Origin of the sequence: Amycolatopsis sp. NPDC048633 (assembly GCF_040650695.1) — a bacterium.
In the GTDB taxonomy this organism is placed as follows: domain Bacteria; phylum Actinomycetota; class Actinomycetes; order Mycobacteriales; family Pseudonocardiaceae; genus Amycolatopsis.
Map to the genome: position 1 here is coordinate 48,507 of NZ_JBEZHS010000019.1, position 23,545 is coordinate 72,051.

Annotated in this window: 25 protein-coding genes; 14 read left to right on the top strand and 11 right to left on the bottom strand. The window is 71.3% G+C overall.

Features of this window, described 5'->3' with window-relative positions:
* Positions 1–45: 45 nt before the first annotated feature.
* The gene (locus tag AB0C38_RS29255; protein ID WP_360679229.1) at positions 46–1,431 is read left to right on the top strand and encodes a wax ester/triacylglycerol synthase family O-acyltransferase; all 1,386 of its coding nucleotides are present in this window, start codon (positions 46–48) and stop codon (positions 1,429–1,431) included.
* Here the strand turns inward: AB0C38_RS29255 and AB0C38_RS29260 are convergent.
* Positions 1,415–1,912 carry a nitroreductase family deazaflavin-dependent oxidoreductase gene (locus tag AB0C38_RS29260; RefSeq protein ID WP_360679232.1) on the bottom strand — a complete coding sequence of 166 codons (498 nt, stop codon included), beginning with the start codon at positions 1,910–1,912 and terminating at the stop codon, positions 1,415–1,417. The genes AB0C38_RS29255 and AB0C38_RS29260 overlap by 17 nt on opposite strands.
* A 14-nt stretch (positions 1,913–1,926) precedes the next feature.
* Positions 1,927–2,784, bottom strand: a complete 858-nt coding sequence (locus AB0C38_RS29265) for an alpha/beta hydrolase (RefSeq protein WP_360679234.1) — start codon at positions 2,782–2,784, stop codon at positions 1,927–1,929.
* Between the two features lie 103 nt (positions 2,785–2,887).
* Between AB0C38_RS29265 and AB0C38_RS29270 the strand changes: the two genes are divergently transcribed.
* The 6 genes from AB0C38_RS29270 (at position 2,888) to AB0C38_RS29295 (ending at position 8,187) form a co-directional block, all read left to right on the top strand.
* Positions 2,888–3,937, top strand: coding sequence for an acyl-CoA dehydrogenase family protein (locus AB0C38_RS29270; protein ID WP_360679237.1), 1,050 nt, complete (start codon positions 2,888–2,890; stop codon positions 3,935–3,937).
* A 4-nt stretch (positions 3,938–3,941) separates the two neighbouring features.
* On the top strand, positions 3,942–5,096 hold the full coding sequence (locus AB0C38_RS29275) for an acyl-CoA dehydrogenase family protein (protein ID WP_360679239.1): 1,155 nt from the start codon (positions 3,942–3,944) through the stop codon (positions 5,094–5,096).
* Positions 5,093–6,001 carry an OB-fold domain-containing protein gene (locus AB0C38_RS29280; protein WP_360679241.1) on the top strand — a complete coding sequence of 303 codons (909 nt, stop codon included), beginning with the start codon at positions 5,093–5,095 and terminating at the stop codon, positions 5,999–6,001. The genes AB0C38_RS29275 and AB0C38_RS29280 overlap by 4 nt, the downstream gene beginning before the upstream one ends.
* A complete protein-coding gene (locus AB0C38_RS29285) occupies positions 5,998–6,384 on the top strand; it encodes a MaoC family dehydratase (protein WP_360679244.1) in 387 nt (128 codons plus the stop codon). Before AB0C38_RS29280 ends, AB0C38_RS29285 begins: the two co-directional genes overlap by 4 nt.
* Positions 6,381–7,550 carry a lipid-transfer protein gene (locus AB0C38_RS29290; RefSeq protein ID WP_360679246.1) on the top strand — a complete coding sequence of 390 codons (1,170 nt, stop codon included), beginning with the start codon at positions 6,381–6,383 and terminating at the stop codon, positions 7,548–7,550. Before AB0C38_RS29285 ends, AB0C38_RS29290 begins: the two co-directional genes overlap by 4 nt.
* An 88-nt stretch (positions 7,551–7,638) precedes the next feature.
* Positions 7,639–8,187 carry a DUF5134 domain-containing protein gene (locus AB0C38_RS29295; protein WP_360679249.1) on the top strand — a complete coding sequence of 183 codons (549 nt, stop codon included), beginning with the start codon at positions 7,639–7,641 and terminating at the stop codon, positions 8,185–8,187.
* 91 nt (positions 8,188–8,278) lie between these two features.
* Here the strand turns inward: AB0C38_RS29295 and AB0C38_RS29300 are convergent, their stop codons facing one another.
* The 6 genes from AB0C38_RS29300 to kstD are packed head-to-tail and all read right to left on the bottom strand — an operon-like array spanning position 8,279 to position 13,706.
* Positions 8,279–8,734, bottom strand: a complete 456-nt coding sequence (locus AB0C38_RS29300; RefSeq protein WP_360679252.1) for a riboflavin kinase — start codon at positions 8,732–8,734, stop codon at positions 8,279–8,281.
* 34 nt (positions 8,735–8,768) lie between these two features.
* Complete coding sequence (locus AB0C38_RS29305) at positions 8,769–9,617, bottom strand: MaoC/PaaZ C-terminal domain-containing protein (protein ID WP_360679254.1); 849 nt, start codon at positions 9,615–9,617, stop codon at positions 8,769–8,771.
* A 10-nt stretch (positions 9,618–9,627) separates the two neighbouring features.
* Complete coding sequence (locus AB0C38_RS29310) at positions 9,628–10,662, bottom strand: ferredoxin--NADP reductase (protein ID WP_360679257.1); 1,035 nt, start codon at positions 10,660–10,662, stop codon at positions 9,628–9,630.
* Positions 10,655–10,912 carry a hypothetical protein gene (locus AB0C38_RS29315; RefSeq protein WP_360679260.1) on the bottom strand — a complete coding sequence of 86 codons (258 nt, stop codon included), beginning with the start codon at positions 10,910–10,912 and terminating at the stop codon, positions 10,655–10,657. The genes AB0C38_RS29310 and AB0C38_RS29315 overlap by 8 nt, the downstream gene beginning before the upstream one ends.
* Entirely contained in the window at positions 10,909–12,045 is a 1,137-nt protein-coding gene (locus tag AB0C38_RS29320; RefSeq protein ID WP_360679262.1) for a Rieske 2Fe-2S domain-containing protein, read from the bottom strand. The genes AB0C38_RS29315 and AB0C38_RS29320 overlap by 4 nt, the downstream gene beginning before the upstream one ends.
* Positions 12,042–13,706, bottom strand: a complete 1,665-nt coding sequence (gene kstD / locus AB0C38_RS29325; RefSeq protein WP_360679265.1) for a 3-oxosteroid 1-dehydrogenase — start codon at positions 13,704–13,706, stop codon at positions 12,042–12,044. Before kstD ends, AB0C38_RS29320 begins: the two co-directional genes overlap by 4 nt.
* A 201-nt stretch (positions 13,707–13,907) precedes the next feature.
* Between kstD and AB0C38_RS29330 the strand changes: the two genes are divergently transcribed.
* From AB0C38_RS29330 to AB0C38_RS29360, 7 genes are all read left to right on the top strand, one after another.
* The gene (locus AB0C38_RS29330; protein WP_360679268.1) at positions 13,908–15,509 is read left to right on the top strand and encodes an FAD-binding protein; all 1,602 of its coding nucleotides are present in this window, start codon (positions 13,908–13,910) and stop codon (positions 15,507–15,509) included.
* Between the two features lie 34 nt (positions 15,510–15,543).
* Entirely contained in the window at positions 15,544–16,707 is a 1,164-nt protein-coding gene (gene hsaA / locus AB0C38_RS29335; protein WP_360679271.1) for a 3-hydroxy-9,10-secoandrosta-1,3,5(10)-triene-9,17-dione monooxygenase oxygenase subunit, read from the top strand.
* Positions 16,707–17,552 (top strand): 4,5:9,10-diseco-3-hydroxy-5,9,17-trioxoandrosta-1(10),2-diene-4-oate hydrolase, encoded by an 846-nt coding sequence (hsaD, locus tag AB0C38_RS29340; RefSeq protein WP_360679273.1) that lies wholly within the window; start codon positions 16,707–16,709, stop codon positions 17,550–17,552. Before hsaA ends, hsaD begins: the two co-directional genes overlap by 1 nt.
* Positions 17,552–18,463 carry an iron-dependent extradiol dioxygenase HsaC gene (gene hsaC, locus AB0C38_RS29345; protein WP_360679275.1) on the top strand — a complete coding sequence of 304 codons (912 nt, stop codon included), beginning with the start codon at positions 17,552–17,554 and terminating at the stop codon, positions 18,461–18,463. Before hsaD ends, hsaC begins: the two co-directional genes overlap by 1 nt.
* Positions 18,460–18,999, top strand: a complete 540-nt coding sequence (hsaB, locus tag AB0C38_RS29350; RefSeq protein ID WP_360679278.1) for a 3-hydroxy-9,10-secoandrosta-1,3,5(10)-triene-9,17-dione monooxygenase reductase subunit — start codon at positions 18,460–18,462, stop codon at positions 18,997–18,999. Before hsaC ends, hsaB begins: the two co-directional genes overlap by 4 nt.
* A gap of 58 nt (positions 19,000–19,057) precedes the next feature.
* The gene (locus tag AB0C38_RS29355) at positions 19,058–20,122 is read left to right on the top strand and encodes a hypothetical protein (RefSeq protein WP_360679281.1); all 1,065 of its coding nucleotides are present in this window, start codon (positions 19,058–19,060) and stop codon (positions 20,120–20,122) included.
* A 121-nt stretch (positions 20,123–20,243) separates the two neighbouring features.
* Entirely contained in the window at positions 20,244–20,843 is a 600-nt protein-coding gene (locus AB0C38_RS29360) for a hypothetical protein (protein ID WP_360679284.1), read from the top strand.
* Here the strand turns inward: AB0C38_RS29360 and AB0C38_RS29365 are convergent, their stop codons facing one another.
* The 3 genes from AB0C38_RS29365 to AB0C38_RS29375 form a co-directional block, all read right to left on the bottom strand.
* Positions 20,844–21,098, bottom strand: coding sequence for a Smr/MutS family protein (locus AB0C38_RS29365; RefSeq protein WP_360679287.1), 255 nt, complete (start codon positions 21,096–21,098; stop codon positions 20,844–20,846).
* A 151-nt stretch (positions 21,099–21,249) separates the two neighbouring features.
* Entirely contained in the window at positions 21,250–22,311 is a 1,062-nt protein-coding gene (locus AB0C38_RS29370; RefSeq protein WP_360679290.1) for an MBL fold metallo-hydrolase, read from the bottom strand.
* Positions 22,312–22,321: 10 nt separating this feature from the next.
* On the bottom strand, positions 22,322–23,341 hold the full coding sequence (locus AB0C38_RS29375; protein WP_360679293.1) for an acyl-CoA desaturase: 1,020 nt from the start codon (positions 23,339–23,341) through the stop codon (positions 22,322–22,324).
* Positions 23,342–23,545 lie beyond the last annotated feature (204 nt).

A 23,545-nucleotide genomic window follows, 5' to 3' on the forward strand; every position in this document is an offset into this window, starting at 1 on the left:
GTAGGGTGACGCGCCGCCCGCCGGAAGTGGCTTACGCTGATCGTCATGCAGAGACTGAGCGGCCTCGACGCGAGCTTCCTCTACCTCGAGACGCCGTCCCAGGTCCTGCACGTCTGCGGCCTGCTCACCCTCGACGGCTCGACCGTCCCCGGTGGCTACACCTTCGCGAAGCTCGAAGAAAAGCTCGAAGAACGAGTCCGGGTGATTCCGGCGTTCCGCCGCAAACTGCACAATCCGCTCTGGAACATCGGGCACCCCGTGTGGGTCGAAGACGAGGACTTCGACCTCGACCACCACGTGCACCGCATCGGCGTGCCGGCCCCCGGCGACCGCGCCGAGCTGGCCGAGCTGGCCGCGCACATCGCCGGGCAGCAGCTCGACCGCGCGCGCCCGCTCTGGCAGCTGTACGTCATCGAAGGACTGGCCGACGGCCAGATCGCCGTGCTGCTGAAGATGCACCACGCGAGCGTCGACGGCGTGAGCGGCGCCAGCCTCATCACCTACCTGGCCGGGCTGGAGCCCGACGCGCCGATGCCGGAGGTCGAGGAGCCGCGCAACCCCGCGCTGCCCTCGCCGCTGGGCCTGCTCCGCTCCGGTGTCGAGAGCGTCGCGAGGCGTCCGGCCGAGCTCGCGCGGCTGCTGCCGGACCTGCTGGAGCTCGTTCCGCGGTGGCTGGGGAAAGCCTTGCGCGGCAAGGGGATGCCGATCCCGTTCACCGCGCCGCGGACGTCGCTGAACGGCACGATCACCGGGCACCGCAGCGTCGCGTTCGCCCAGCTCGACCTCGACGACGTCAAGGACGTGAAGAACGCCTACGGCGTCACGGTCAACGACGTCGTGCTCGCGCTCGTCGCCGGTGCGCTGCGGGAGTTCCTGGACGCCCGGGGCGAGCTGCCGGAAGACCCGCTGGTGGCGACCGTCCCGGTGTCGGTGCACGACCGGACCGAACGCGACCACGGCAGCAACAAGGTTTCCGCGTTCTTCGCCTCCCTGCCGACGCACCTGGCCGACCCGGCCGCGCGGGTGTTCTTCCTCGCCGAGGCCAACCGGCTGTCGAAGGACCACCACTACGACATCGACGCCGACATGCTGCAGGACTGGGCGCAGTTCTCGGCCGCGACGGCGTTCGGCCTGGCCGTGCGCGCGTATTCGACGCTGCGCCTGGCCGAGAAGCACCCGGTGGTGCACAACCTGGTCATCTCCAACGTGCCCGGCCCGCCGATGCCGCTGTACTTCCTCGGCGCGCGGGTCACCGGCCTCTACCCGCTCGGCCCGGTCTTCCACGGCGCCGGGCTGAACGTCACCGTGCTGTCCAACGCCGGCAAGGTGCACATCGGCCTGCTCGGCGCGCGCGAGCTCGTCAAGGACCTGTGGCCGCTGGCCGACGCGCTCCCGGGGGCCCTCGCCGAGCTGCTCAAGGCCGCGGGCTGAGCACCACGACCGGGATCTCCCGCTCGGTCCAGGCCTGGTACTTCGCGAAGTCGGCGTACAGCTCCACCAGCCGTGGCCACAGGTCGGCGCGTTCCGCCGGATCGGCCACGCGAGCCGTGACCTCGACGTCGCGCCGGCCCTTGAGGTGGATGCGGGTCTCGGGGTGCGCGAGCAGGTTCCGGTACCACTGCGGGTGCTTCGGCAGTCCGCCTTGGGAACCGACGATGACGACGTCCGCGCCGGACCGCAGGTAGAGCAGCGGCGTCGTGAACAGCCGGCCGGACTTGCGCCCGCGGTGCTCCAGCAGCAACGTCGGCACCGGCTTGCGGAACCCGGCCCCGATCCGCCAGGTGCTGCCGACCCGGCCGCCGGTCAGCCGGAAGACCGCCACCTGGGCCTTCGCCCCGTACTTCATGACCTTGGCCGTCACGGGCGAGTCCAGGCCGCCGGGCTTCTGGTCGGGCAGGCTGAAACGTCCCATCGTGAGCTCCTTCGTCAAAGGGAGTGGACTGCGGCGAGCAGCGCGGGCACCCAGCGGTCGGCGGCGAGCACGCACGCGGCGTGCCCGGCCACGACCTCGTAGGTCGCCGCGCCGGGGATGCGGCGGGCGAGGGACCGCTGGTGCTCGGGGGCGATGAACCGGTCCCGGGTGGTCACGACGACGGCCGCGGGCAGCCGCAGCGTGTGCAGCCACGCCGTCGAGTCGAACCGGCCGATCTCGTCGACGGCGACCGCGACCTCCCACGGCGTGGTCGACCGGAACTCCCGCAGCCCCCACCGGTGGTCCTGGACGCGTTCGCGGGCGACGGCGGCGGGCACGGCCGGCAGCTTCACGCGCTCGCGCAGCTGCCGGAGCGTCCGGCCGAACACGTCGAGCGCGACGCTCTGGCGCAGCCCGCGGCGGAAGCTGCTCGCGGTCGAGCACAGCACCAATCCGGTAACACGTTCTGGTTCGTCGCGGGCGACGAGCTGGGCGACCAGGCCGCCCATCGAGTACCCGGCGAGCGCGAACCGTCCGATGCCGAGCGCGTCCGCCACGGCGGTGACGTCTCCGGCGCAGTCGGCGAGCCGGAACTCCGGCGACCGGATGCCCCGGCCGTGCCACCGCTGGTCGAACACGACGACGCGGTGGCGGCGCGCCAGCCGGTCGAGCGCCGGGTACCAGGTCAGCAAGCCCGTGCAGGCCACCGAATGCAAGAGGATGAGGGCGGGCGCGTCCCGCGGGCCGACGTCGGTGACCACCGTCCGCCCGCGCCCGGGCAGGTCGAGGGGGACCGGGTCGGGCACGCCCGCGGTCGGCGGCACGGTGATCCGCCGGCGCCGGCCCGCGCCGCCCGGTTCCGTCACCGTCACTGGAGCTCCTCCGCTGCAGCTCGTCCGAGAGGGGTTGCCGTACCGGCGCTTTCCGGTTAAGACTAGAACAGGTTTCAGTATTGCGCCGATCCGGAGGACGGGCGTGGACTTCACCCTTGACGATACGCAGACGGAGATCGCCGCCCTCGCCGCGAAGGTGCTCGGCGCGGTCGACGATCCCTGGCGCGCGCTCGCCGACGCGGGCCTGCTGGCGCTCGCGCTGCCCCCGGACCTGGAGGGTGACGGCCTGGGCGTCGCGGAGATCGCGCAGGTCCTGACCGAGGTCGGCCGCGCCGCCGCGCCGGTGCCCGCCTACGCCGCCTTGGCGCTGGGCGTCCTGCCGGTCGAAACCCTGGGCACGCCCCACCAGCGCGCGCAGCTCCTGCCGCCGGTCGCCGCGGGGGAGGCGCTGCTCACCGCGGCCCTGCACGAGGCGTCCGCCCCGCTCGCCGCCGAGCCCGCGACGACAGCGCGCGCGGCCGACGGCCGATGGCTGCTCGACGGCGTGAAGACCGCGGTTCCATACGCGAGCGAAGCCACCCGGATCCTGACGCCGGTGACCACTCCGCACGGCACCGCCGTCTACCTGGTCGACCCGCACGCCGACGGCGTCACGCTCGTCCGCACACCCACCTCGGCCGGGACGCCGGAGTACACCGTGCGCCTGGCCGGCGTCGCCGTCGAGGAGACCGACCTCCTGTTCGACCGGGGCGCCGTCGCCGCGCTGCACCGATTCGCCCTCGCCGGCGCGCTCGCGACCGGGGACGGACTCCTGGCCGGTGCCCTGGCGTTGACGGTGAAACACGTCGGCGAGCGCGCCCAGTTCGGCCGTCCGCTCGCGACGTTCCAGGCGGTGGCCGGCCAGATCGCCGACGTCTACGTCGCCGCGCGGACCGTGCACCTGGCCGTGACGTCCGCGGTGTGGCGGCTGGCAGCCGGCCTCGACGCGGATGCCGAACTGGACATCGCCGCCTACTGGTTCGCCGTCGAGGCGCCTAAGGCGCTCGCGACGTGCCACCACCTGCACGGCGGCGTCGGGGTCGACGAAACCTATCCGCTGCACCGGTATTCGTCGGCGGTGAAGGACCTCGGCCGGGCGCTCGGCGGCGCCGCGCACCGGCTCGGCAGGCTCGGCGAACGAGTGGCGGGGTGAGCGGATGCACGTCGAACTGACCGCGGCGCAACGAGAGTTGCGCGCCGAACTGCGCGAGTACTTCGCGGGGCTGATCAGCCCCGGGGAACGCCAGGCGATGCTGCGCGAGCGGCACGGGCCGGTGTTCCGCGAGATCGTCCGCCGGATGGGGCGCGACGGCCGGCTCGGCGTCGGCTGGCCGGTCGAGTACGGCGGGCAGGGCTTCGGCGGCATCGAGCAGCACCTGTTCGTCGACGAGGCCTCGCGCGCCGACGTCCAGCTGCCGTCGGTGACGCTGCAGACCGTCGGGCCGACGCTGCAGCAGTACGGCACGGACGAGCAGAAGTCCTTCTTCCTGCCGAAGATCCTGGCCGGCGAGATCCACTTCGCGATCGGCTACACCGAGCCGGAAGCGGGGACCGACCTCGCGGCGCTGCGGACGACGGCGGTGCGCGACGGCGACGAGTACGTCGTCAACGGCCAGAAGATCTTCACCACCGGCGGCCACGACGCCGACTACATTTGGCTCGCCGTGCGGACCGCGCCGGACGCGCCGCGGCACAAGGGCATCTCGATCCTCATCATGGACACGAGCGACCCCGGCTACTCCTGGACGCCGATCATCACCTGCGACGGTGCCCACCACGTCAACGCGACGTACTATTCGGACGTTCGCGTGCCGGTGAACCGGTTGGTGGGCAAGGAGAACGAAGGCTGGCGGCTGATCACGACGCAGCTCAACCACGAGCGCGTCATGCTCGGCCCGGCCGGGCGGATCGGCGGGCTGTACGACCGGGTCCGCGCCTGGGCCGCCGCCCACGGCCTGCTGGACCTCGCCGACGTCCGGACCGTGCTGGCCGAGGCGATGGCGGTGACGCGGGTGAACGAGCTGCTGAACTGGCAGGTCGCGGTGTCCTCGACGAGCGCGCCGGTGACCGTCGGCGACGCGTCGGCGACGAAGGTGTTCAGCTCCGAGGTCATCCAGCGGATCGGCCGGAACCTCGAAGAGCTCGTCGGCCGCCACGGCGACCTGTCCGATCCGGACACCGCCGAGCTGGCGGAATGGCTGGACGTCGCCGCGAAGCGCAACATCGTGCTGACGTTCGGCGGCGGCGTCAGCGAAATCCAACGGGAGCTGATCGCGTCGATCGGCCTGGGCCTGCCGAGGGTGCCGCGATGACCATCGAAGAAACCGCCGCGGAGATCGCCGCCCGCGGCGAGTGCGCGCCCCGCTTGGCGCGCGATCCGGTGAACCAGGCCATGGTGAACAACTGGGTCGAGGCGATCGGGGACGACAACCCCGTGTACACCGACCCGGAGTTCGCCGCGGCGAGCGTCCACAAGGGACTGGTCGCGCCGCCCGCGATGGCCCAGGTGTGGACGATGGGCCGCCTGCACGCACTCCGCGGCAGCGACGACCCGCTCGGCCTGATGATGGAGCTGCTCGACGAGGCCGGGTTCACGTCCGTCGTCGCGACCAACTCCGAGCAGACCTACCACCGCTACCTGCGCCACGGCGAACAGGTCGAAGCGCGGACCGCGCTGGAAAGCGTGGTCGGCCCCAAGAAGACCGCGCTGGGCGAGGGCTGGTTCGTCACCACGCGCATGACCTGGTACGTCGAGGACGAACCGGTCGCGGAGATGATGTTCCGGGTGCTGAAGTTCCGCCCGCCTGCCCCGAAACCGCCCCCGGCGCCGGGGCTGCGGCCGGTGATCAGCAAGGACACCGAGTTCTTCTGGGACGGGCTGCGCGAGGGCGAGCTGCGCATCCAGCGCTGGGGTGAGACCTTGCGCCACCCGCCCGGCCCGATGCCCCCCGACGGCTCGCTGGACACCAAGCCGGACTACGTCGTCGCCAGCGGCCGGGGCACCGTGTTCTCGTACGTCGTGCACCACCACCCGCCCGTGCCGGGCAAGGACCTCCCGTTCGTCGTGGCCCTGGTGGAGCTGGAAGAAGGGGTCCGCGTGATGGCCGAACTGCTCGACGCGGCACCCGAGGAGGTCCACATCGGACTGCCGGTGGTGGCCGCGTTCGTCCGCGTCGACGACGACCTGACGCTGCCCGCCTGGAAGGTGGCGCGATGACCGTCACCGAAGGGACCGAGCTGCCGCCGCTGACGATCGAGGCGACCCCGACGTTCGTCGTCAGCACGGCCCTGGCCACCCGCGACTTCCAGGACGTGCACCACGACCGCGACTCGGCCGTGGCGCGCGGGTCGAAGGACATCTTCCTCAACATCCTCACCGACACCGGTCTCGTGCAGCGGTTCGTGTCGGCGTGGGCCGGGCCGGAGGCGCTGATCCGGTCGATCAAGATCCGGCTCGGCGTGCCCTGCTACGCCTACGACACGCTGACGTTCACCGGCCGGGTCGTGTCGGCCGACGGCCAGGACGTCGTCGTGTCGGTGTCCGGGATGGACTCGCTCGGCGAGCACGTCGCCGGGACCGTGGAGGTGACGCTGCCGTGACGCTCTCGGGCAAGGCGGCCATCGCCGGCATCGGCGCGACGGAGTTCTCGAAGGACTCCGGGCGCAGCGAACTGCGGCTGGCGGCCGAATGCATCTCCCACGCACTGGCCGACGCGGGCCTGTCGCCGTCCGATGTGGACGGACTGGTGTCGTTCACGATGGACGGCAACGCGGAGATCGCGGTGGCGCGGGAACTGGGCATCCCGGAACTGAAGTTCTTCAGCCGCATCCACTACGGCGGCGGCGCGGCGGCGGCGACCGTGCAGCAGGCCGCGATGGCGGTGGCGACCGGCGTCGCGGACGTCGTCGTCGCCTACCGCGCGTTCAACGAGCGCTCGGGCATGCGCTTCGGCCAGGTGTCGTCGGCCGCGGCCGGGCAGGTCAACTCGTCCGGCGTCGACAACGCGTTCCACTACCCGATGGGCATCGCGACCCCGGCGGCGACGGTGGCCATGGTCGCGCAGCGGTACCTCCACGACTACGGCGCGACGAGCGAGGACTTCGGCCGGGTCGCGGTGGTCGACCGCAAGCACGCGGCGACCAACCCGAACGCGTGGTTCCACGAGCGGCCGATCACCCTCGAGGAGCACCAGTCGTCGCGCTGGGTGGCCGAGCCGCTGCACCTGCTCGACTGCTGCCAGGAAAGCGACGGCGGGGTGGCGCTGGTCGTCACGAGCGTCGAACGGGCGCGCGAGCTGGCCCAGGCGCCCGCGGTGATCGCGGCGGCGGCGCAGGGGAGCGGGCCGGACCAGTACGTGATGACCAGCTACTACCGCGACGACCTGGCCGCGCTGCCCGAGATGGGCGTCGTGGGGCGGCAGCTGTGGGGCCAGTCCGGGCTCGGACCGTCCGATGTGGACGTCGCCGTGCTGTATGACCACTTCACGCCGTACGTGCTGATGCAGCTGGAGGAGCTGGGTTTCTGCGGTCGCGGCGAGGCGAAGGACTTCATCGCCGACGGCGCTTTGGAGCTCGACGGCGCGTTGCCGTTGAACCCGCACGGCGGCCAGCTCGGCGAGGCGTACATCCACGGCATGAACGGCATCGCGGAGGGCGTCCGGCAGATTCGCGGCACGGCCGTCAACCAGGTCGCCGGCGCGTCCCGGGTGCTGGTCACGGCGGGTACAGGCGTGCCGACCAGTGGACTCATCCTGACGGGTGACTGAGGCGTCACCTCATTGACGGCTGGTGCCCGGCCGTCGTGGGTGTCACGGTGGAGACACCACCCACGACGGAGAGTGAGGCCGACTGGCGATGGTGGTCGACTGGGCGCTCACGGCGGTGTTCGCGGCGCTGGCGCTGCCGTGCGTGCTGCGGCTGGTCCGGCTCGACTACGCGCGGCTGAGCCACGGGGTCCGCCACGGCGACCTGGCCGAACTGCTGCTGGTGGTGGCGATGGTGGCGATGCTGTCCCCGGTCGGCGGCCCGATCCCGGCGGCGGGCTGGCAGGCGGTGCTGGTGCTGACGGCGGGCTGGTTCGCGGTGGCCTGGTGGCGGGGAAGCTCGGGCTGCGCCCACCACGCGTTGTCGGCGGCGGCGATGCTGTACATGGTGACGGCGATGCCCCACGCCGGGATGACCCACGGGCCGTGGCTGACGATGTCCACAATGGACGCGCGCCTGGCGTTGCCGCTGGTCGCGGTGGCGGCAGCGGGGTACTTCGTGGTCGACGCCGCCCGGACGGGAGTGCTCGTGGTGCGCGGCCCGTCGGTGACGGCCGAGTCCGGGCACGCCTCACGCGCGGTGTGCCGGGCGGTGATGGGGGCCGGGATGGGGTACATGCTGCTGGCCTCGGCTTTGTGACCCGGGCCGGAGGCTGCGAATGACTCATTCGGGACATCCGACGCCCCGAATTAGTCATTCGCGGCACTCGGCCGGGCGCGACAGCGGGGTGTCAGCCGTGGATGCGGCGGACCTCGCCCAGTGGGCTTTCGCCGGCGTCCGGGAGCGACGCTGCCGGGTGCGCTGCCGTCCACTGGCTCGCTGCCGCGATGTCCTTCTTCAGCGCCGTGATCAGGTCCTCCGCCGAGGCGTACGCCTGCTGGTCCCGCAGGTGCGACCCCAGCCACACCACCAGCGTCTCGCCGTACAGGTCACCCGCGAAGTCCAGCAGGTGGGCCTCCAGCAGCCGGTACCCGTCCGCTCCGTAGTACGTCGGGCGGCGGCCGACCGAGATCGCCGCCGCTATGCGGGAGCCGTCGGCGCGGCCCACCCAGCCCGCCCACACCCCGTCGCCCACGGAGCCGGACTGGTCGCCCAGCGCGATGTTCGCCGTGGGAAAGCCCAGCTCACGGCCTCGCTGGTCGCCCGGCTCGACCGTTCCCCGCACCAGGAAGTATTCCGAAGTCACCCCTCCACGTTAGCGGGCGAGGGCCGGGGTGCTCTCACGAAGTGGACACCAGCACCGTGTCCGCCAGCACCGGCGCGTCGCCGCGCTCCGCCGCCGTCGTCGTGACCAGCAGCCGGCCGTCCTCGCGCCACACCCGGATCCGCAGCGTCTCGCCCGGGAACACCACCCCGGCGAACTTGGTCGCGAACGACGCCACCCGCGTGGGATCGCCGTCGAGGAGCTCGTTGACCAGCACCCGCGCGACGATCCCGTACGTGCACAGCCCGTGCAGGATCGGCCGTTCGAAGCCCGCCGCGAGAGCGAACGCCGGGTCGGCGTGCAGCGGGTTCCGGTCGCCGCACAGCCGGTACAGCAGCGCCTGCTGGGGCAACGTCGGCGTCTCGAAGACGAATTCCGGCGAGCGTGTCGGCCACTCGATCTTGTCCGATGGACCTCGCGAGCCGCCGAAACCGCCTTCACCGCGGGCGAAGATGCTCGACCGGGCCGTCCACAGTGGATCGCCGGTCGACGACGTGACGGCGACCTCCTGGACGACCACCGCGGCCTTGCCCTTGTCGAACACGTCCGCGATCCGCGACCGGGCCACGGCCTTCCCCGACGTCGGGATCGGCCGGTGCAGGGTGACCTCCTGCTTGCCGTGGAGCACCTTCGCCAGGTCGATCTCGACCCCCGGGAACGACACCGCCGGCGGGTCGAACACCCGCAGGTTCGCCGCGACCGTCGCGAACGTCGGCAGCACCACCAGGTCCTGCTCGTAGGTGTACCGCAGCTCGTCGGGGCCCGCACCCAAAGCCAGGTGGTAGAGCAGCACGTCCGACGACGTCCAGGCGAAGTTCACCTCGCCGATCTCGGCGCCGATGGCGACCGCGGGATCGATGGGCACGCGGAGACTCCTATTCATAGCTGACCGAGACGTCGTCGGTGACCGGCAGCGACTGGCAGGCCAGCACGATGCCGTCCGCCATGTCCTCGGCGTCCAGGACCTCGTTGTGCAGCATCTTCACCTCACCCGACACGATCCGGCACGCGCACGCACTGCATTGTCCCTCGCGGCACGAGTACGGCGCGTCCAGCCCCGCGTCCAGCAGGTGGTCCAGGAGCTTCCGCTGCCGCGGCCAGGGCATCGACCGCGTGGCACCGTCCAGCGTCACCGTCAGCGACGCGGGCGCTTCGTCCGATTCCGGAGCTGGCTCTTCCGCCGGCGACGACTCGAACGGGTTCCCCGTCAGCGACGTGAACTTCTCGACGTGCACGCGGTCCCGCGGCACCCCGAGCTGTCCGAGGGCCTCGCGCGCGGCCGCCATGAACGGCGCCGGACCGCAGAGGAAAGCCTCGAACGACGTGTACGCGGTCGCCACGCCCCGCAGCTGCGAGACGTCCGGGAGCCCCTGCACGCTCTCCAGCCAGTGGATGACGACCAGCCGGTCGCCGTAGCGCTTCGCCAGTGACGCCAGTTCGCCCGCGAAGATCACCGAACTTTCGTCGCGGTTCGCGTAGACCAGCACGACCCGCCCGGAACCCTGCTCCAGTGCCGTTTTCAGGATCGCCATCACCGGCGTGATGCCGCTGCCGCCGGCGAACAGCAGGAAGTCCTCGTCGACCGACGTCGGGCAGAACACGCCCGCCGGCGCGAGCACGTCCACCGTCATCCCCGGCTTCAGGGAGGAGCAGACCCAGCTCGAGCCGTAGCCGCCGTCGGTCCGCTTGACCGTCACCTGCACGCGGTTCTCGTGCGGCGCGCTCGACAGCGAGTAGCACCGCGCCACCGAACCCGTCCGGTCGCTGGGGATCCGCAAGGTCAGGAACTGTCCCGCCGAATACGAGAACGCCGACGTGTGCTCGGCCGGGATCTCGAAGACCACCGACCGCGCGTCCGGCGTCTCGACGACGACGTCGGCGACCGTCAGCGTGTAGACCCGCTCACCCATCGGCCACCGCCAGCGAGCCGTCGCGCACCGCGTCGCCGATGCTGTCCGCCAGCTTCGGGCACGTGTCGAGCAGCGCGGACGGCCCGTCGGCGTCGGCGAACACCGGGCACGTCTCCGCCGGCGGAGACGTCCACTGGATGCTCGTGTGCTGGATGCTGTTCTTCTTCACCAGCACGCACGTCCCGCAGCTGCGGCACTCGTGCGGCCGCAGCCCGCCGCTGAGGAACTCGACGGTCTCGGCGGTGGTCACACTTCCGCCTCGGTCTTCTGGCGGGCCAGGTTCTCCGCCACCTCGGCCGCCCACGCCTCGTTGGCCTTCGAAGTGTCCACTTCGAACTCGAACCGCCGGGTCATGTCCTCGGTGACCTCGGCGGCGTCGACGTAGAACTGCTGGTACCACCGGCGGAGCTGGTAGACCGGACCGTCCTCTTCGCACAGCAGCGGGTTGTCGATCTGCGTCTTGTGCTTCCAGATCTCGACGTCCTGCAGGAACCCCGCGCCGATGCCCTTCGCCAGCTTCGCCGCGATCTTGTCCGCGTGCTCGTCGGTGAGCCCGTGCTGCTTCTTGACCTTCATGCCGTACTGCAGCACGAACGCCGTGGGCGACACGGGGTAGTGGCAGTTGATGAGCACGCTCTCGATCTCGTAGCCCTGGAACGAGTTCACCAGCTTGTTGATCATGTACGACGGTCCGAAGTACGACGCCTCCGACCGCAGCAGGTTGTCCTCGCCGCCGTAGTTGGACGCCATGCCCATGTCCGGGCGGCCCTTGGTGTTGAGGTACTGCGTGGCGATGTGGCCCTCGAACACGTTCTTGAAGTACGTCGGGTACGCATAATGAATGTAGAAAAAATGCGCCATGTCGACGACGTTGTCGATGATCTCGCGGCAGTTGGAGCCGTCGATGTAGATCGAGTCCCAGGTCCAGTTGCTCCACTCGGGACTGTCGGCGGCCTCGATGTGCGGGATCGCCAGCTCGTCGGCCGGCGGGTTGCCCTCGGGGTCGTGCCAGACGAGCAGCTGCCCGTTCTGCTCCAGCGCCGTCCACGACCGCGTCCGCGCGCGCAGCGGAACCCGCTTGGCGTAGGGGATCGAGACGCACTTGCCCTTGCCGTTCCAGCGCCAGTCGTGGAACGGGCACGCGACCTCGTCGCCCTTGATCGTGCCCTGGGTGAGGTCGCCGCCCATGTGCCGGCAGTAGCCGTCGAGCACGTTCAGCGCTCCGTGAGAGTCGGCGAACACCACGAGTTTCGTGCCGAACGCCGTGACCGCGTGGGGTTTCCCGTCGCGGAAGTTCTCCGCCAGGCCGAGGCAGTGCCAGCCGCGCGCGAAGCGGGTCGGCGGCTCACCGGCGTAGATGGTGCGTACGGATTCTTGCGTCATCGCTCGCCTCCCGTGGTCCCTTGATCTTCGTGGGCCAGCCGCGTCGCCGCAAGGTAGCCGAACACCATGGCCGGGCCGATGGTCGCGCCCGGTCCGGCGTAGGTGCCGCCCATCACGGCCGCGCTGGCGTTGCCCGCGGCGTACAGCCCGGGCACCACTGTGCCGTCTTCGCGCAGGACCTGCGCGTGTTCGTCGGTGCGCAGCCCGCCCTTGGTCCCGAGGTCGCCCGGGACGATCTTCACCGCGTAGTACGGCGCTTTGTCCAGGGGGCCGAGGCTGGGGTTGGGCTTGTTGCGCGGGTCGCCGTAGTAGTGGTCGTACTTGCTGACCCCGCGGTGGAAGTCCTCGTCGACGCCCTTGTGCGCGAAGCCGTTGAAGCGCGTCACCGTGGCTTCCAGGCCCTCGGCCGGGACCTCGATCTTCGCCGCGAGCCCGGCCAGGGTCGACGACTTCGCGGCGATCCCGGCCTTGAACCAGCGGCCGGGCAGCGGCTGGCGCGGCCCGATGCCGGTGAACATGTACCGGTCCTTGTAGCGCTGGTCGAACACCAACCAGGTCGGGATGTGCTCACCCGGCCCGTCCCCGGAGCCGTACATCGCGTGCACGGCCTCGACGTACGGCGCCGACTCGTTGACGAACCGCTCGCCGCGGGCGTCGACCATGATGCACCGCGGCCGCGAACGCTCGGCGAGGGCGAACCACGGGCCGCCGGTGAGCGGCAGCGTCGGGCCCCACCAGGCGTCGTCCATCAGGTCGAGGGCCGCGCCGAGCTTGAGGCCGGCGGTGATGCCGTCGCCGGTGTTGGCGGCCGCGCCGACGGTCCAGTCGACGCCGATCGGCGCGCGCTGGTACTTCTCGCGCATCTCGAGGTTCTGCTCGAAGCCGCCACTGGCGAGGATCACGCCCCGCCGGGCCCCGACGACTCCCTGCGCGGTGACGACGCCGGTGACGCGGTCCCCGTCGACCTGCAGGTCGACCAGCGGGGTGTTCAGCCGGACGTCGACGCCGGCCCTGGTCAGGCCCACCCGCAGCCCACCCGCAAGCGCTTGCCCCATGGCCACCAGCCGCTGCCGGCGGATCCGGCCGACCAGCCACTGCGTGCCCAGCGACAGCAGCCGGACGACGCCGCGCGGGTGCCGCGCGAGGAGGCTCAGCCAGCGGTAGTCCGCCTGGGTGATCGGCACGCCGAGCGGGGGAGCGCTGTAGGGCGGTTCGAGGTGGGCCAGGTCGTCGCCGAGCAGCTTGCCGTCGAAGGCGACCGGCTCGACCGACCGGCCGCCGGGCCGCCCGCCCGGGGCTTCGGGGTGGTAGTCGCTGTAGTCGCGGACCCAGCGGAACTTCAGCGGCGTGTGGTCGCACACGAACTTCAGCACCTCGGGGCCGTGGTCGAGGAAAGTGTCGCGCCGGACGGCCGGGACGACATCACCGACGATCGAGGCCAGGTACTCGCGAGCCCGCTCGGGTGGTTCGTCGATCCCGGCGGCCTTCAGCGCGTGGTTGCCCGGCAGCCAGACTCCGCCACCGGAGCGGGCGGTCGAGCCGCCGAAGCAGGCCGCTTTCTCAAGGACCACGACGCTCAAGCCGTTGCGGGCCGCGGCCAGCGCGGCGGTCATCCCGGCGGCGCCACTGCCGACGACGACAACGTCGAACTGCTCCGTCATGCCACCTCACCTGCTGTATCGATGGTTACCGATCCGGCCGACAGCCACGGCGGAACGGCTGCCTGTGAGCGAGTCGCCGCCGGTCCGTGTCCGCCTGCTTTTCGGCCAGATCGGTAACGTGTTCCACAAGAAGAGTATCCAGTTGAGAGTCGCTTTCGGCCACCATAGACGAGAACGTGTTCCAGTTCTAGGGTGGTGCCCATGGACGAACTCGTCGCGGACGTGGTGATCGTGGGCTTCGGGGCGGCCGGCGCCTGCGCCGCCCTGGAGGCGGCCGACGCCGGTGCGGACGTCATTCTCGTCGAGCGGTTCGCCGGCGGCGGCGCCAGTGCGGTCAGCGGAGGCGTGGTCTACGCGGGCGGCGGCACCGCCCAGCAGCTCGACGCGGGCGTCGACGACTCGGTCGACGCGATGTACGCCTACCTGCGGCTCGAAGCCGGGGACGTCGTCGCCGAGGAGACCTTGCGGCGCTTCTGCGAAGGCAGCCCCGAGATGATCACCTGGCTGGAGGGCAACGGCGTGCCGTTCGAAGGCAGCCTCTGCCCGTACAAGACGTCGTATCCGAGCGACGCCCACTACCTGTACTACTCCGGCAGCGAAGCCGCGGGCGGTTTCCGTGACGCGGCGAAGCCCGCACCGCGCGGTCACCGCGTCAAGGGGCCCGGGACGTCGGGGAAGAAGCTGATGACGCGCCTCAAGGAGGCCGTCGCGAAGCGCGGGGTGCGGGTGCTGACCCAGACCACCGCGCGGAACCTGATCCTCGACGACGACGGCCGCGTCACCGGGCTCGTCGTCGACACGCTCAAGGACGCTCCCGCGGGCGTGCGCGCCCGGCATCGGCGGCTCGCGCAGTACGCCGCGAAGCCCGGGATCTACGTGCCTTCGCTGCGCAAGTCGCTGCACCGCCGCGTCGAACGGATCGAACGCGCCCACGGCCGTGAGCTGCGGATCACCGCCCGGCGCGGGGTCGTGCTCGCCGCCGGTGGGTTCATCGCCGATCGCGAGATGGTCCGCGAGCACGCGCCGGCCTACCGCGGCGGGCTCCCGCTCGGCACGTCCGCCGACAACGGCTCGGGCATCCGGCTCGGCGTCGAGGCCGGAGCGGCGACCGCGGAGCTCGGCCGGATCTCGGCGTGGCGGTTCATCACGCCACCCAGCGCGTTCCTCGGCGGCATCATCGTCGACGCCGGCGGGCGGCGGGTCATCGACGAGTCCCGGTACGGCGCCGCGGTGGGCGAAAAGCTCATCGAGGACCACGGGGGCCAGGGCTGGCTGCTCGTCGACGCGCCGATCGTGGCGGACGCCCGGCGGGACACGAAGGAGCAAAGCCAGTGGTTCCAGGGGCTCCAGCTGCGGTACCTGCTGCGTCGCGGCCGCGTCACCGGTGCGACGGTCGAGGAGGTGGCGCGCAAGGCCGGCGTCGATCCCCAGGGGCTGCGCGCGAGCGTCGACGCTTACCACGGTGCCGAAGACCCGATGGGCAAGCCCGCCGAGTTCGCGCGGCGGCTGGACAACCCGCCGTTCTCGCTCATCGACATCTCGGTGCGGCCCAACCTGGGCTATCCCACGCCGATGCTGACGCTCGGCGGCCTGGTCGTCGACGAGGACACCGGCGCGGTGCGGACCACGGCGGGGGAGCCGATCCCCGGGCTGTACGCCGCCGGGCGCACCGCGGTGGGAATCTGTTCCAGGTCGTACGTGAGCGGGCTCTCGCTGGCCGACTGCGTGTTTTCCGGCCGGAGGGCAGGGATCAACAGCGCTCTGGCGCAGGGTGTTCTCGACAAAAACGAGAACGTGTTCTAGTCTTGCGGGAGTTGAACGCGAGAGAGGACTGCGCATGAGCGAGCCGGTGATCGCCGGGGTCCGGGACCTCCTGCCGGTCCTGCGGGAACGGGCCCAGGACACGGAGGACGCGCGGTGCGTCCCGGCGGAGTCCGTCAAGGCCCTGCAGGAGACCGGGTTCTTCAAGATGCTGCAGCCGAAGTCGTTCGGCGGCCTCGAAACCGACCCGGTGAGCTTCTACACCGCGGTCAAGCTGATCGCGAGCGCGTGCGGGTCCACCGGCTGGGTCGCCTCCATCCTCGGCGTCCACCCGTGGCACGTGGCGCTGTTCGACGCGCAGGCCCAGCAGGAGGTCTGGGGTGAGGACGAGGACGTGCGGATCTCTTCGTCGTACGCCCCGATGGGCAAGGCCGAGGTCGTCGAAGGCGGCTACCGGCTCAGTGGCCGGTGGAGCTTCTCCTCCGGCTGCGACCACTGCACGTGGGTGCTGCTCGGCGGACCGGCGTTCAAGGACGGCAAGCCGGTCGACTTCTGCACCTACCTGCTGCCCATCGCGGACTACTCCATCGTGGACGTCTGGGACACGGTGGGCCTGCGTGGCACCGGTTCGAACGACATCGTCGTCGAGGACGTCTTCATCCCGCAGCACCGCGCGCTGAGCTTCATCGCGACGTCGAAGTGCAAGGTGCCGGGGCAAGCCGTGAACCCGGGGCCGCTGTACCGGTTGCCCTACGGTTCGGTGCACCCGTCCACGATCACCGCGCCGATCATCGGCATGGCGCAGGGCGCCTACGACGCGCACGTCGAGCATCAGGGCAAGCGCGTGCGGGCCGCGTACGCCGGTGAACAGTCCAAAGAGGACCCGTTCGCCAAGGTGCGGATCGCCGAGGCGGCCAGCGAGATCGACGCCGCCTGGCTGCAGCTGACCCGCAACATCGACGAGCTGTACGAACTGGCCAAGCGCGAGGAACGGCTGCCCGTGGACCTGCGCCTGCGGGTCCGGCGTGACCAGGTGCGCGGCACGGAACGCGCGATCTCCGCGATCGACCGGCTCTTCGAGAACTCCGGCGGCCGCGCGATCCAGCGCGGCACGCCGATCCAGCGCTTCTGGCGCGACGCGCACGCCGGCCGCGTCCACGCGGCCAACGACGCCGAGCGCGCGTACGTCATGTTCGGCACCGGCGCCTTCGGGCTCCCCGTCGAGAACGCGATGTACTGATGGCCGCTCCCGAAGGAAAGTACGTCCAGGCGGGCGACTTGAAGCTGCATTACCACGAGGCGGGCGCCGAGCACGCCGAGACGGTGATCCTGCTGCACGGCGGCGGGCCCGGCGCGTCCGCGTGGAGCAACTTCGGGCGCAACCTGCCGGAGTTCGCCAAGCACTACCGGACGATCGCCGTCGACCAGCCCGGCTTCGGCCGCTCCGCCAAGCCGACCGAGCACCCGCAGTACTTCCGCCACAGCGCGGACGCCGTCGTGGGTCTGATGGACGCCCTCGGCATCGAGCGCGCCCACTTCGTCGGCAACTCCCTGGGCGGCGGCGCCGCGGTCCGGCTCGCCTTGAACCACGGCAAGCGCGCGGACCGGCTGGTGCTGATGGGGCCGGGCGGGCTGAGCGTCAACCTGTTCGCGCCCGACCCGACCGAAGGCGTCAAGAACCTCGGGCGGTTCGCCGCGAAACCCAGCCGGGAGCGCATGGAAGCCTTCCTGCGCATCATGGTCCACGACCAGGCGCTGATCACCGACGAGCTGATCGACGACCGGTTCGCCGCAGCGAACACCCCCGAGTCCCTGGCCGCGATGCGGGCCATGGGGATGTCGTTCGCGCAGCCCGGCACCTACGAAGAAGGCATGCTCTGGCGCGAGGCCCACCGCCTGCGCCAGCGCGTGCTCCTGATCTGGGGCCGCGAGGACCGCGTCAACCCCCTCGACGGCGCGTTGCTGGCACTGAAAACCATCCCGCGCGCGCAGCTGCACGTGTTCGGCGGCTGCGGGCACTGGGCCCAGCTGGAGAAGTTCGACGAGTTCAACCGGCTGGCCCTCGACTTCCTCGGGAGTTCCTGATGGGCATCCGGTCACTGGGGTACCTCCGCATCGAAGCCACCGACATGGCCGCGTGGCGCGAATACGGGCTCAAGGTGCTCGGCATGGTCGAGGGCAAGGGGGAGAATCCCGACGCGCTCTACCTGCGCATGGACGACTTCCCGGCCCGGCTGGTCATCACGCCGGGTGCGTCGGACCGCCTCGACCGGACCGGCTGGGAAGCCGCCAACGCCGGCGAGCTCGCCGAGATCCGGTCGCGGTTGGACAGTGCCTCGGTGCCCTACAAGGAGGGCACGCCGGAGGAGCTGGCCGACCGGCGCGTCGACGAACTGATCAGCTTCGACGACCCGTCCGGCAACACCCAGGAGGTGTTCCACGGCGTCGCGTTGCAGCACCGCCGCGTCGTCAGCCCGTACGGCCACAAGTTCGTCACCGGTGAGCAGGGGCTGGGTCACGTCGTTTTGTCCACAAAGGACGACGAAGCGTCGCTGCGGTTCTACCGCGACGTCCTCGGCTTCCGGCTGCGCGACTCGATGCGCCTGCCGCCGCAGATGGTCGGCCGGCCCGCCGACGGCGCGCCCGCGTGGCTGCGGTTCTTCGGCTGCAACCCGCGTCACCACAGCCTGGCGTTCCTGCCGATGCCGACCCCGAGCGGGATCGTGCACCTGATGATCGAGGTCGAGCAGACCGACGACGTCGGCCTGTGCCTCGACCGCGCGATCCGGCGGAAGGTGCCGATGTCGGCCACGCTCGGCCGGCACGTCAACGACCTGATGCTGTCGTTCTACATGAAGACCCCTGGCGGCTTCGACGTCGAGTTCGGCTGCGAAGGCCGCCAGGTCGACGACGACAACTGGATCGCCCGCGAGAGCACCGCGGTCTCCTTGTGGGGCCACGACTTCTCGGTCGGCGCGCGGCCCCCGGGCGCATGACCTCGGTGGCGGTCGACCGGACCGAGTTCCGCAGCGTGCTCGGGCACTTCTGCACGGGCGTCACCGTGGTCACCGGCCGGGACGGCGACACCCTCGCCGGGTTCGCCTGCCAGTCGTTCGCGGCCTTGTCGCTCGACCCGCCGCTCGTGCTGTTCTGCCCGGCGAAGTCGTCCCGCACCTGGCCGGTGCTCGCCGCGGCGGGCCGGTTCGCGGTCAACGTGCTGGCCGAGCACCAGGAAGAGGTCAGCGCGGTGTTCGGCGCCCGCGGCCAGGACAAGTTCGCGCGGATCGGCTGGACGCCGTCGCCGTCCGGGGCGCCCTTGCTCGACGGCGCTTTGACGTGGATCGACTGCGAGCTGGAAGCGGTGCACGAGGCGGGCGACCACTACGTCGTGATCGGCCGGGTCACCGCGCTGGGCGCGCCGTCGGACGCCCGGCCGCTGCTGTTCCACCGGGGCCGGTACGCCGTCACGGAGCCGGCCCGGGACGCGCTGGCGGCACTGATGCCGTGGCCGCGCCCGGACGACTGGCTCTGAGTAACGGCCGCGCTCGCGCGGGCGACTTCCCGGGAGTCGTCGCCCGAGGAGGACCTCCGTGCAGCTGTGCGGTTTCCCGGCCGCCGAGGTCGGGTTCGACCGGGCGGGTGAGCTCGTCGGCGACCGGGGCGCGGCCGTGCGGGAGCTCGCGGCCGGGACCACCGATCTGCTCGTGCTCTGCCACGGCTGGGGTCACCGGCTGTATGCGGCGCTCGCCAAGTCGCTGCGCTCGGTGACCGACGGCGAGCCCGGCCGCGGGATCGCGCTCGCCTGCGTCCGGTGGCCGTCCTCGGAGCCACCCGGCGGTGATCTCCCGCAGCGGCTGGACCAGCTGCGCGATCTCCGGCCCGGGCACCGGCTCACCATCGACGCCGCCGCCGACCTCGTGCCGGCGCTGACGGCCCGCGCGACCGCGCGCACGGCGTTCGCGGCCGCGTTGCTCTCCGTGGCCACCCGAGGTGCCGAGGACCGCGAAGACGCGTCGGCACAGCTGTTCTCGCTGCCCGGCGGCACGGTCATGGACCGGCTCGCCAAACCGGCGGCCGAGCGTCTGCTCGACTACCTGGTGCACTACGAGCTCAAGGCCCGCGCGGGCACGGTGGGGGAGCGCGGCCTGGCCCCGCTGCTCGACGCGCTCGCCCGGCCGGACCTGCGGATCCACCTCGCCGGGCACGGTTTCGGCGGCCGGTTGGTGACGGCGGCGGCGAACGCGCGTCCGGCCGGCTCGTCGGCCACGCTGACGCTGCTGCAGGCGATGGTCTCGCGGTACGGCTTCTCCGCGGACTGGGACGACGGGCGGCCCGGTGAGTTCCGCCGCGTCCTCGACGGGCGCGTCGTCACCGGCCCGATCCTGGTCACGCACAGCGTCCACGATGCCGCCGCCGACGTCCCCTACTCGATCGCGGAAACGCTGGTGAGCGGCTCCTACGGCGGCATCGGCCGCCACGGCGCGCAGCGGACCGCCGAGGCCGTCACCGCGGAGCTGCTGCCGGTGGGCGGGAGCTACCGCTGGCGGCCGGGCGTCCCGCACAACCTCCGCGCCGACCGGTTCGTGGGCAGCCACACGGACGTCTGCGGGCCGCAGATCGCTCACGCGCTGTGGTCGGCGATCGCGGCGAGCTAGCGCGACCGGGTGGTTGTGCACGGGTTCACAGGTGGGCCGCATCCCATTTACGAGAGAAAGTCGAGCCCCCGCGCGCACACTGTTATCGAGATGACGTTTTTCTGGGAGGAGTGAGTCGCGCATGCGTGGGCCCAGCGGACGGATCACCCGCTTCCGGCGCCGGTTGCACCCGGGCCGCAATCCGCTGACCAGGTTCGGCGACCGCGTCGAGGCAGCTCTGCTGGTGCTGGTCTTCGCGGGTGCGCTCCTCGCGCTGCCGTTCGCGGCCGCGTTCGGCTCCGAGACGTACGCCGCGCAGACCGCCCGGGCCGAGCAGGAACGCACGACCCGCCACCCGGCGACGGCGGTGTCGCTGGCCGCGGCGCCCAGCCAGGCCTACAGCACCGACGGCGCCGGCGCCCCGGCCGACCAGACGACGGTCCAGGCCGCGTGGTTCGACGCCCGCGGCGCCCGCCACGTAGGCGACGTCCTCGCCGACGCGGGCAGCCCGGCGGGCACGCACGTATCGGTGTGGCTGGACCAGCGAGGCGAGCTGGTGAACGAGCCGCTGTCCCCGTCGACTTCGGTGGCCGACGGCATCTTCGCGGCGATCCTGCTGTGGGTGGCGATCACGGGCGCGCTGGCCGCGGTGTACGGCGCCGGCCGCCTCGCGGTGAGCCGTCTCCATTCGCTGGCGTGGGACCGAGCCTGGGCCGAAGCCCGCCACGACAGCCGGTTCTGATCACTTCCAGCGGAAGTGCACGAAGACCCGGCCGAAGTTGTCCTTGTCCTTCTCGATCCGGTGGTAGAGCGCTTTGATGTCCTTGCGCTCGAGGAACCGCAGGACGTGCTTCTTCAGCTGGCCCGACCCCTTGCCGGGGATGATCTCGACGAGCGGCGCCTTCTTGGCGACGGCCTCGTCGATGATCCCCTTCAGCGCCCGGTCGATCTCCCCGCCGCGGTTGTAGATGTCGTGGAGGTCCAGCTTCAGCTTCACACCCGCTCCCGCCCTCGGCGTGCTCGAGAAGCCGACACGCGTGATCGAAGGGTCGACTCGCGTGATTGAAGGGTCGACACGGCAGGGCTGAGCCGTGTCGTCGCCCTGATCACGCGTGTCGACCCTCTGGTCACAGGTGTCGGCTCGTCGATCACAGCGCCTGCCACCAGCCGTCCACCGCCGGGGGAGTGGCGACGTCGATGCGCTCGCCCGGGCGGGGGATCGCCAGCGCCAGGTCCGCCGCCTTCGCTTCGCGCCAGACCCGGTCCGCCGGCTCGCCCCACGGGTGCATCGCCAGCTGGAACGTCGCCCAGTGGACCGGGATCAGCAGCTTCGCCCGGACGTCGATCCCCGCGGCGACGCCTTCCTCCGGGGTCATGTGGATGTCCGGCCACTGCGGGGCGTACGCGCCGATCTGGATCAACGCCACGTCGAACGGGCCGTGCTCGGCGCCGATCGACGTGAACCCGTCGAAGTACCCCGTGTCGCCGCTGTAGAACACCCGGTGGGAAGGCCCCAGCAGTGCCCACGACGTCCAGAGCGTGTCGTCGTTCGTGATGCCGCGGCCCGAGAAGTGCTGGGCCGGTGTCGCGACGAAGCGGACGCCCGCCACCGTCGCTTCTTCGGTCCAGTCCAGCTCGATGATCCGCGCCGCCGGGACGTGCCAGCGCTCCAGGTGGGCGCCCACCCCGAGGGGCACCAGGAAGGGTGCCGAGGTGGAAGCCACCAGCGCCCGGACCGTCGCCAGGTCCAGGTGGTCGTAGTGGTCGTGCGAGATCACCACCGCGTCGACCCGGCCGAGCCCGGACAGCGCCACGGGTGGCTCGTGCAGCCGCCGCGGGCCCGCGAACGCCGCGGGCGAGACCCGGTCGCTCCAGACCGGGTCCAGCAGCACCCGGGCGCCGTCCAGCTCGACCAGCGCCGACGCGTGGCCGTACCACGTGACGTGCAGACCCTCGGCCGAGAGCACCGGCGCCGAGGCCACCAGCGGCACTGCCCCGTCCGGCTTGCGCAGCTCGCGGTGCTCGCCGAAGAACATCTCGCGGAAGATCGTCCGCATCGACGACGCGGTCATCGGGTGCCGCGGCGCGGCGTTGCGGAACACCTTGCCGTCGAACTGCGGGGAGGAGCGGACCCGCTCGGCCCGCGCCCCGGTGGCCTTGGCACCGAACGCTGCAGGCAGGTCCCGCAGGGCCGCGATCGTCTTCCTCATGCTCCCGAGTCTACGAACCGTTCCTGAGAGGTGCCCCAGCTTCATGCAGGTGGGTGAGGGCCTGCCGGTACGACTCGATCAGGCTCGTCTCCAGGTACGGGATGTCCAGCTCGGCGCAGTACTCCTGGACGATCGGCTGGGCCCGCCCCAGGTGCACCGACGGCATGCTCGGGAACAGGTGGTGCTCGATCTGGTAGTTGAGGCCGCCGAGGGCGACGTCGGTCACGACGCCACCGCGGACGTTGCGGGAGGTCAGCACCTGCTTGCGGAGGAAGTCGAGCTCGGGGCGGCCGGTCAGCGTCGGCATGCCCTTGTGGTTGGGCGCGAAGATCGATCCCATGTAGATGCCCCAGAGTGCCTGGTGGACCACGAAGAACAGGACCGCCTTGCCGGGGGGAAGCACGATGAGCAGCGCGCCGAGGTAGACGACGATGTGCGTGGCCAGCAGCGAGGCTTCCACCCAGCGGCGGCGCAGGCCCGGCTTGCACACCGCGCGGATCCCCGACACGTGCAGGTTGAGGCCTTCGAGCGTCAGCATCGGGAAGAACAGGAACGCCTGGTAGCGCCCGATGAACCGGGCGACGCCGCTCGCCTTCCCGGCCTGGCCCTTCGACCACACGAAGATGTCCGGGTCGACGTCGGGGTCGAGCTCCTCGTGGTTCGGGTTGGCGTGGTGGCGGGTGTGCTTGTCCATCCACCAGCCGTAGCTCATGCCGATGCCGAGGTTGCCGACCAGCATCCCGGCGATCTCGGTGGGCCGCCGGCGCCGGAAGACCTGCTTGTGCGCGAGGTCGTGCGAGAGCAGCGCGATCTGCGCGAACATCACGGCCTGGAACGCGGCGACGGCCAGCTGCCACCACGAGTTCCCGAGCAGCGCGAAGGCGACCCACCCGGCGGCGAACAGCCCGCCCACGACGGCGAACCGGGCGGTGTAGTAGCCGGGACGGCGCACCATCAGGCCGGCGGCGGAGATGCGTTGGCTCAGCCGGGCGAAGTCGCTGCCGGTGTGCACGAGGTTGTCTGTGGTCACCGCCCCGAGTCTTCCGGGTAGGGGTCGTCGCGGGAACCCGGAGCGCCCCCGGCACATTCCGGGGGCCTGCCCCACCGCCGAATCTGGTATAGGGGCGCCGGCACGCTCCACTGTGGCGTCGATCGCGCAGGTCACCTGGCCAACGCACTGCCGCGCCGCACCCGCCACGCGGGCGAAGTGGTGAACGACTCGTTCACCCCGTCC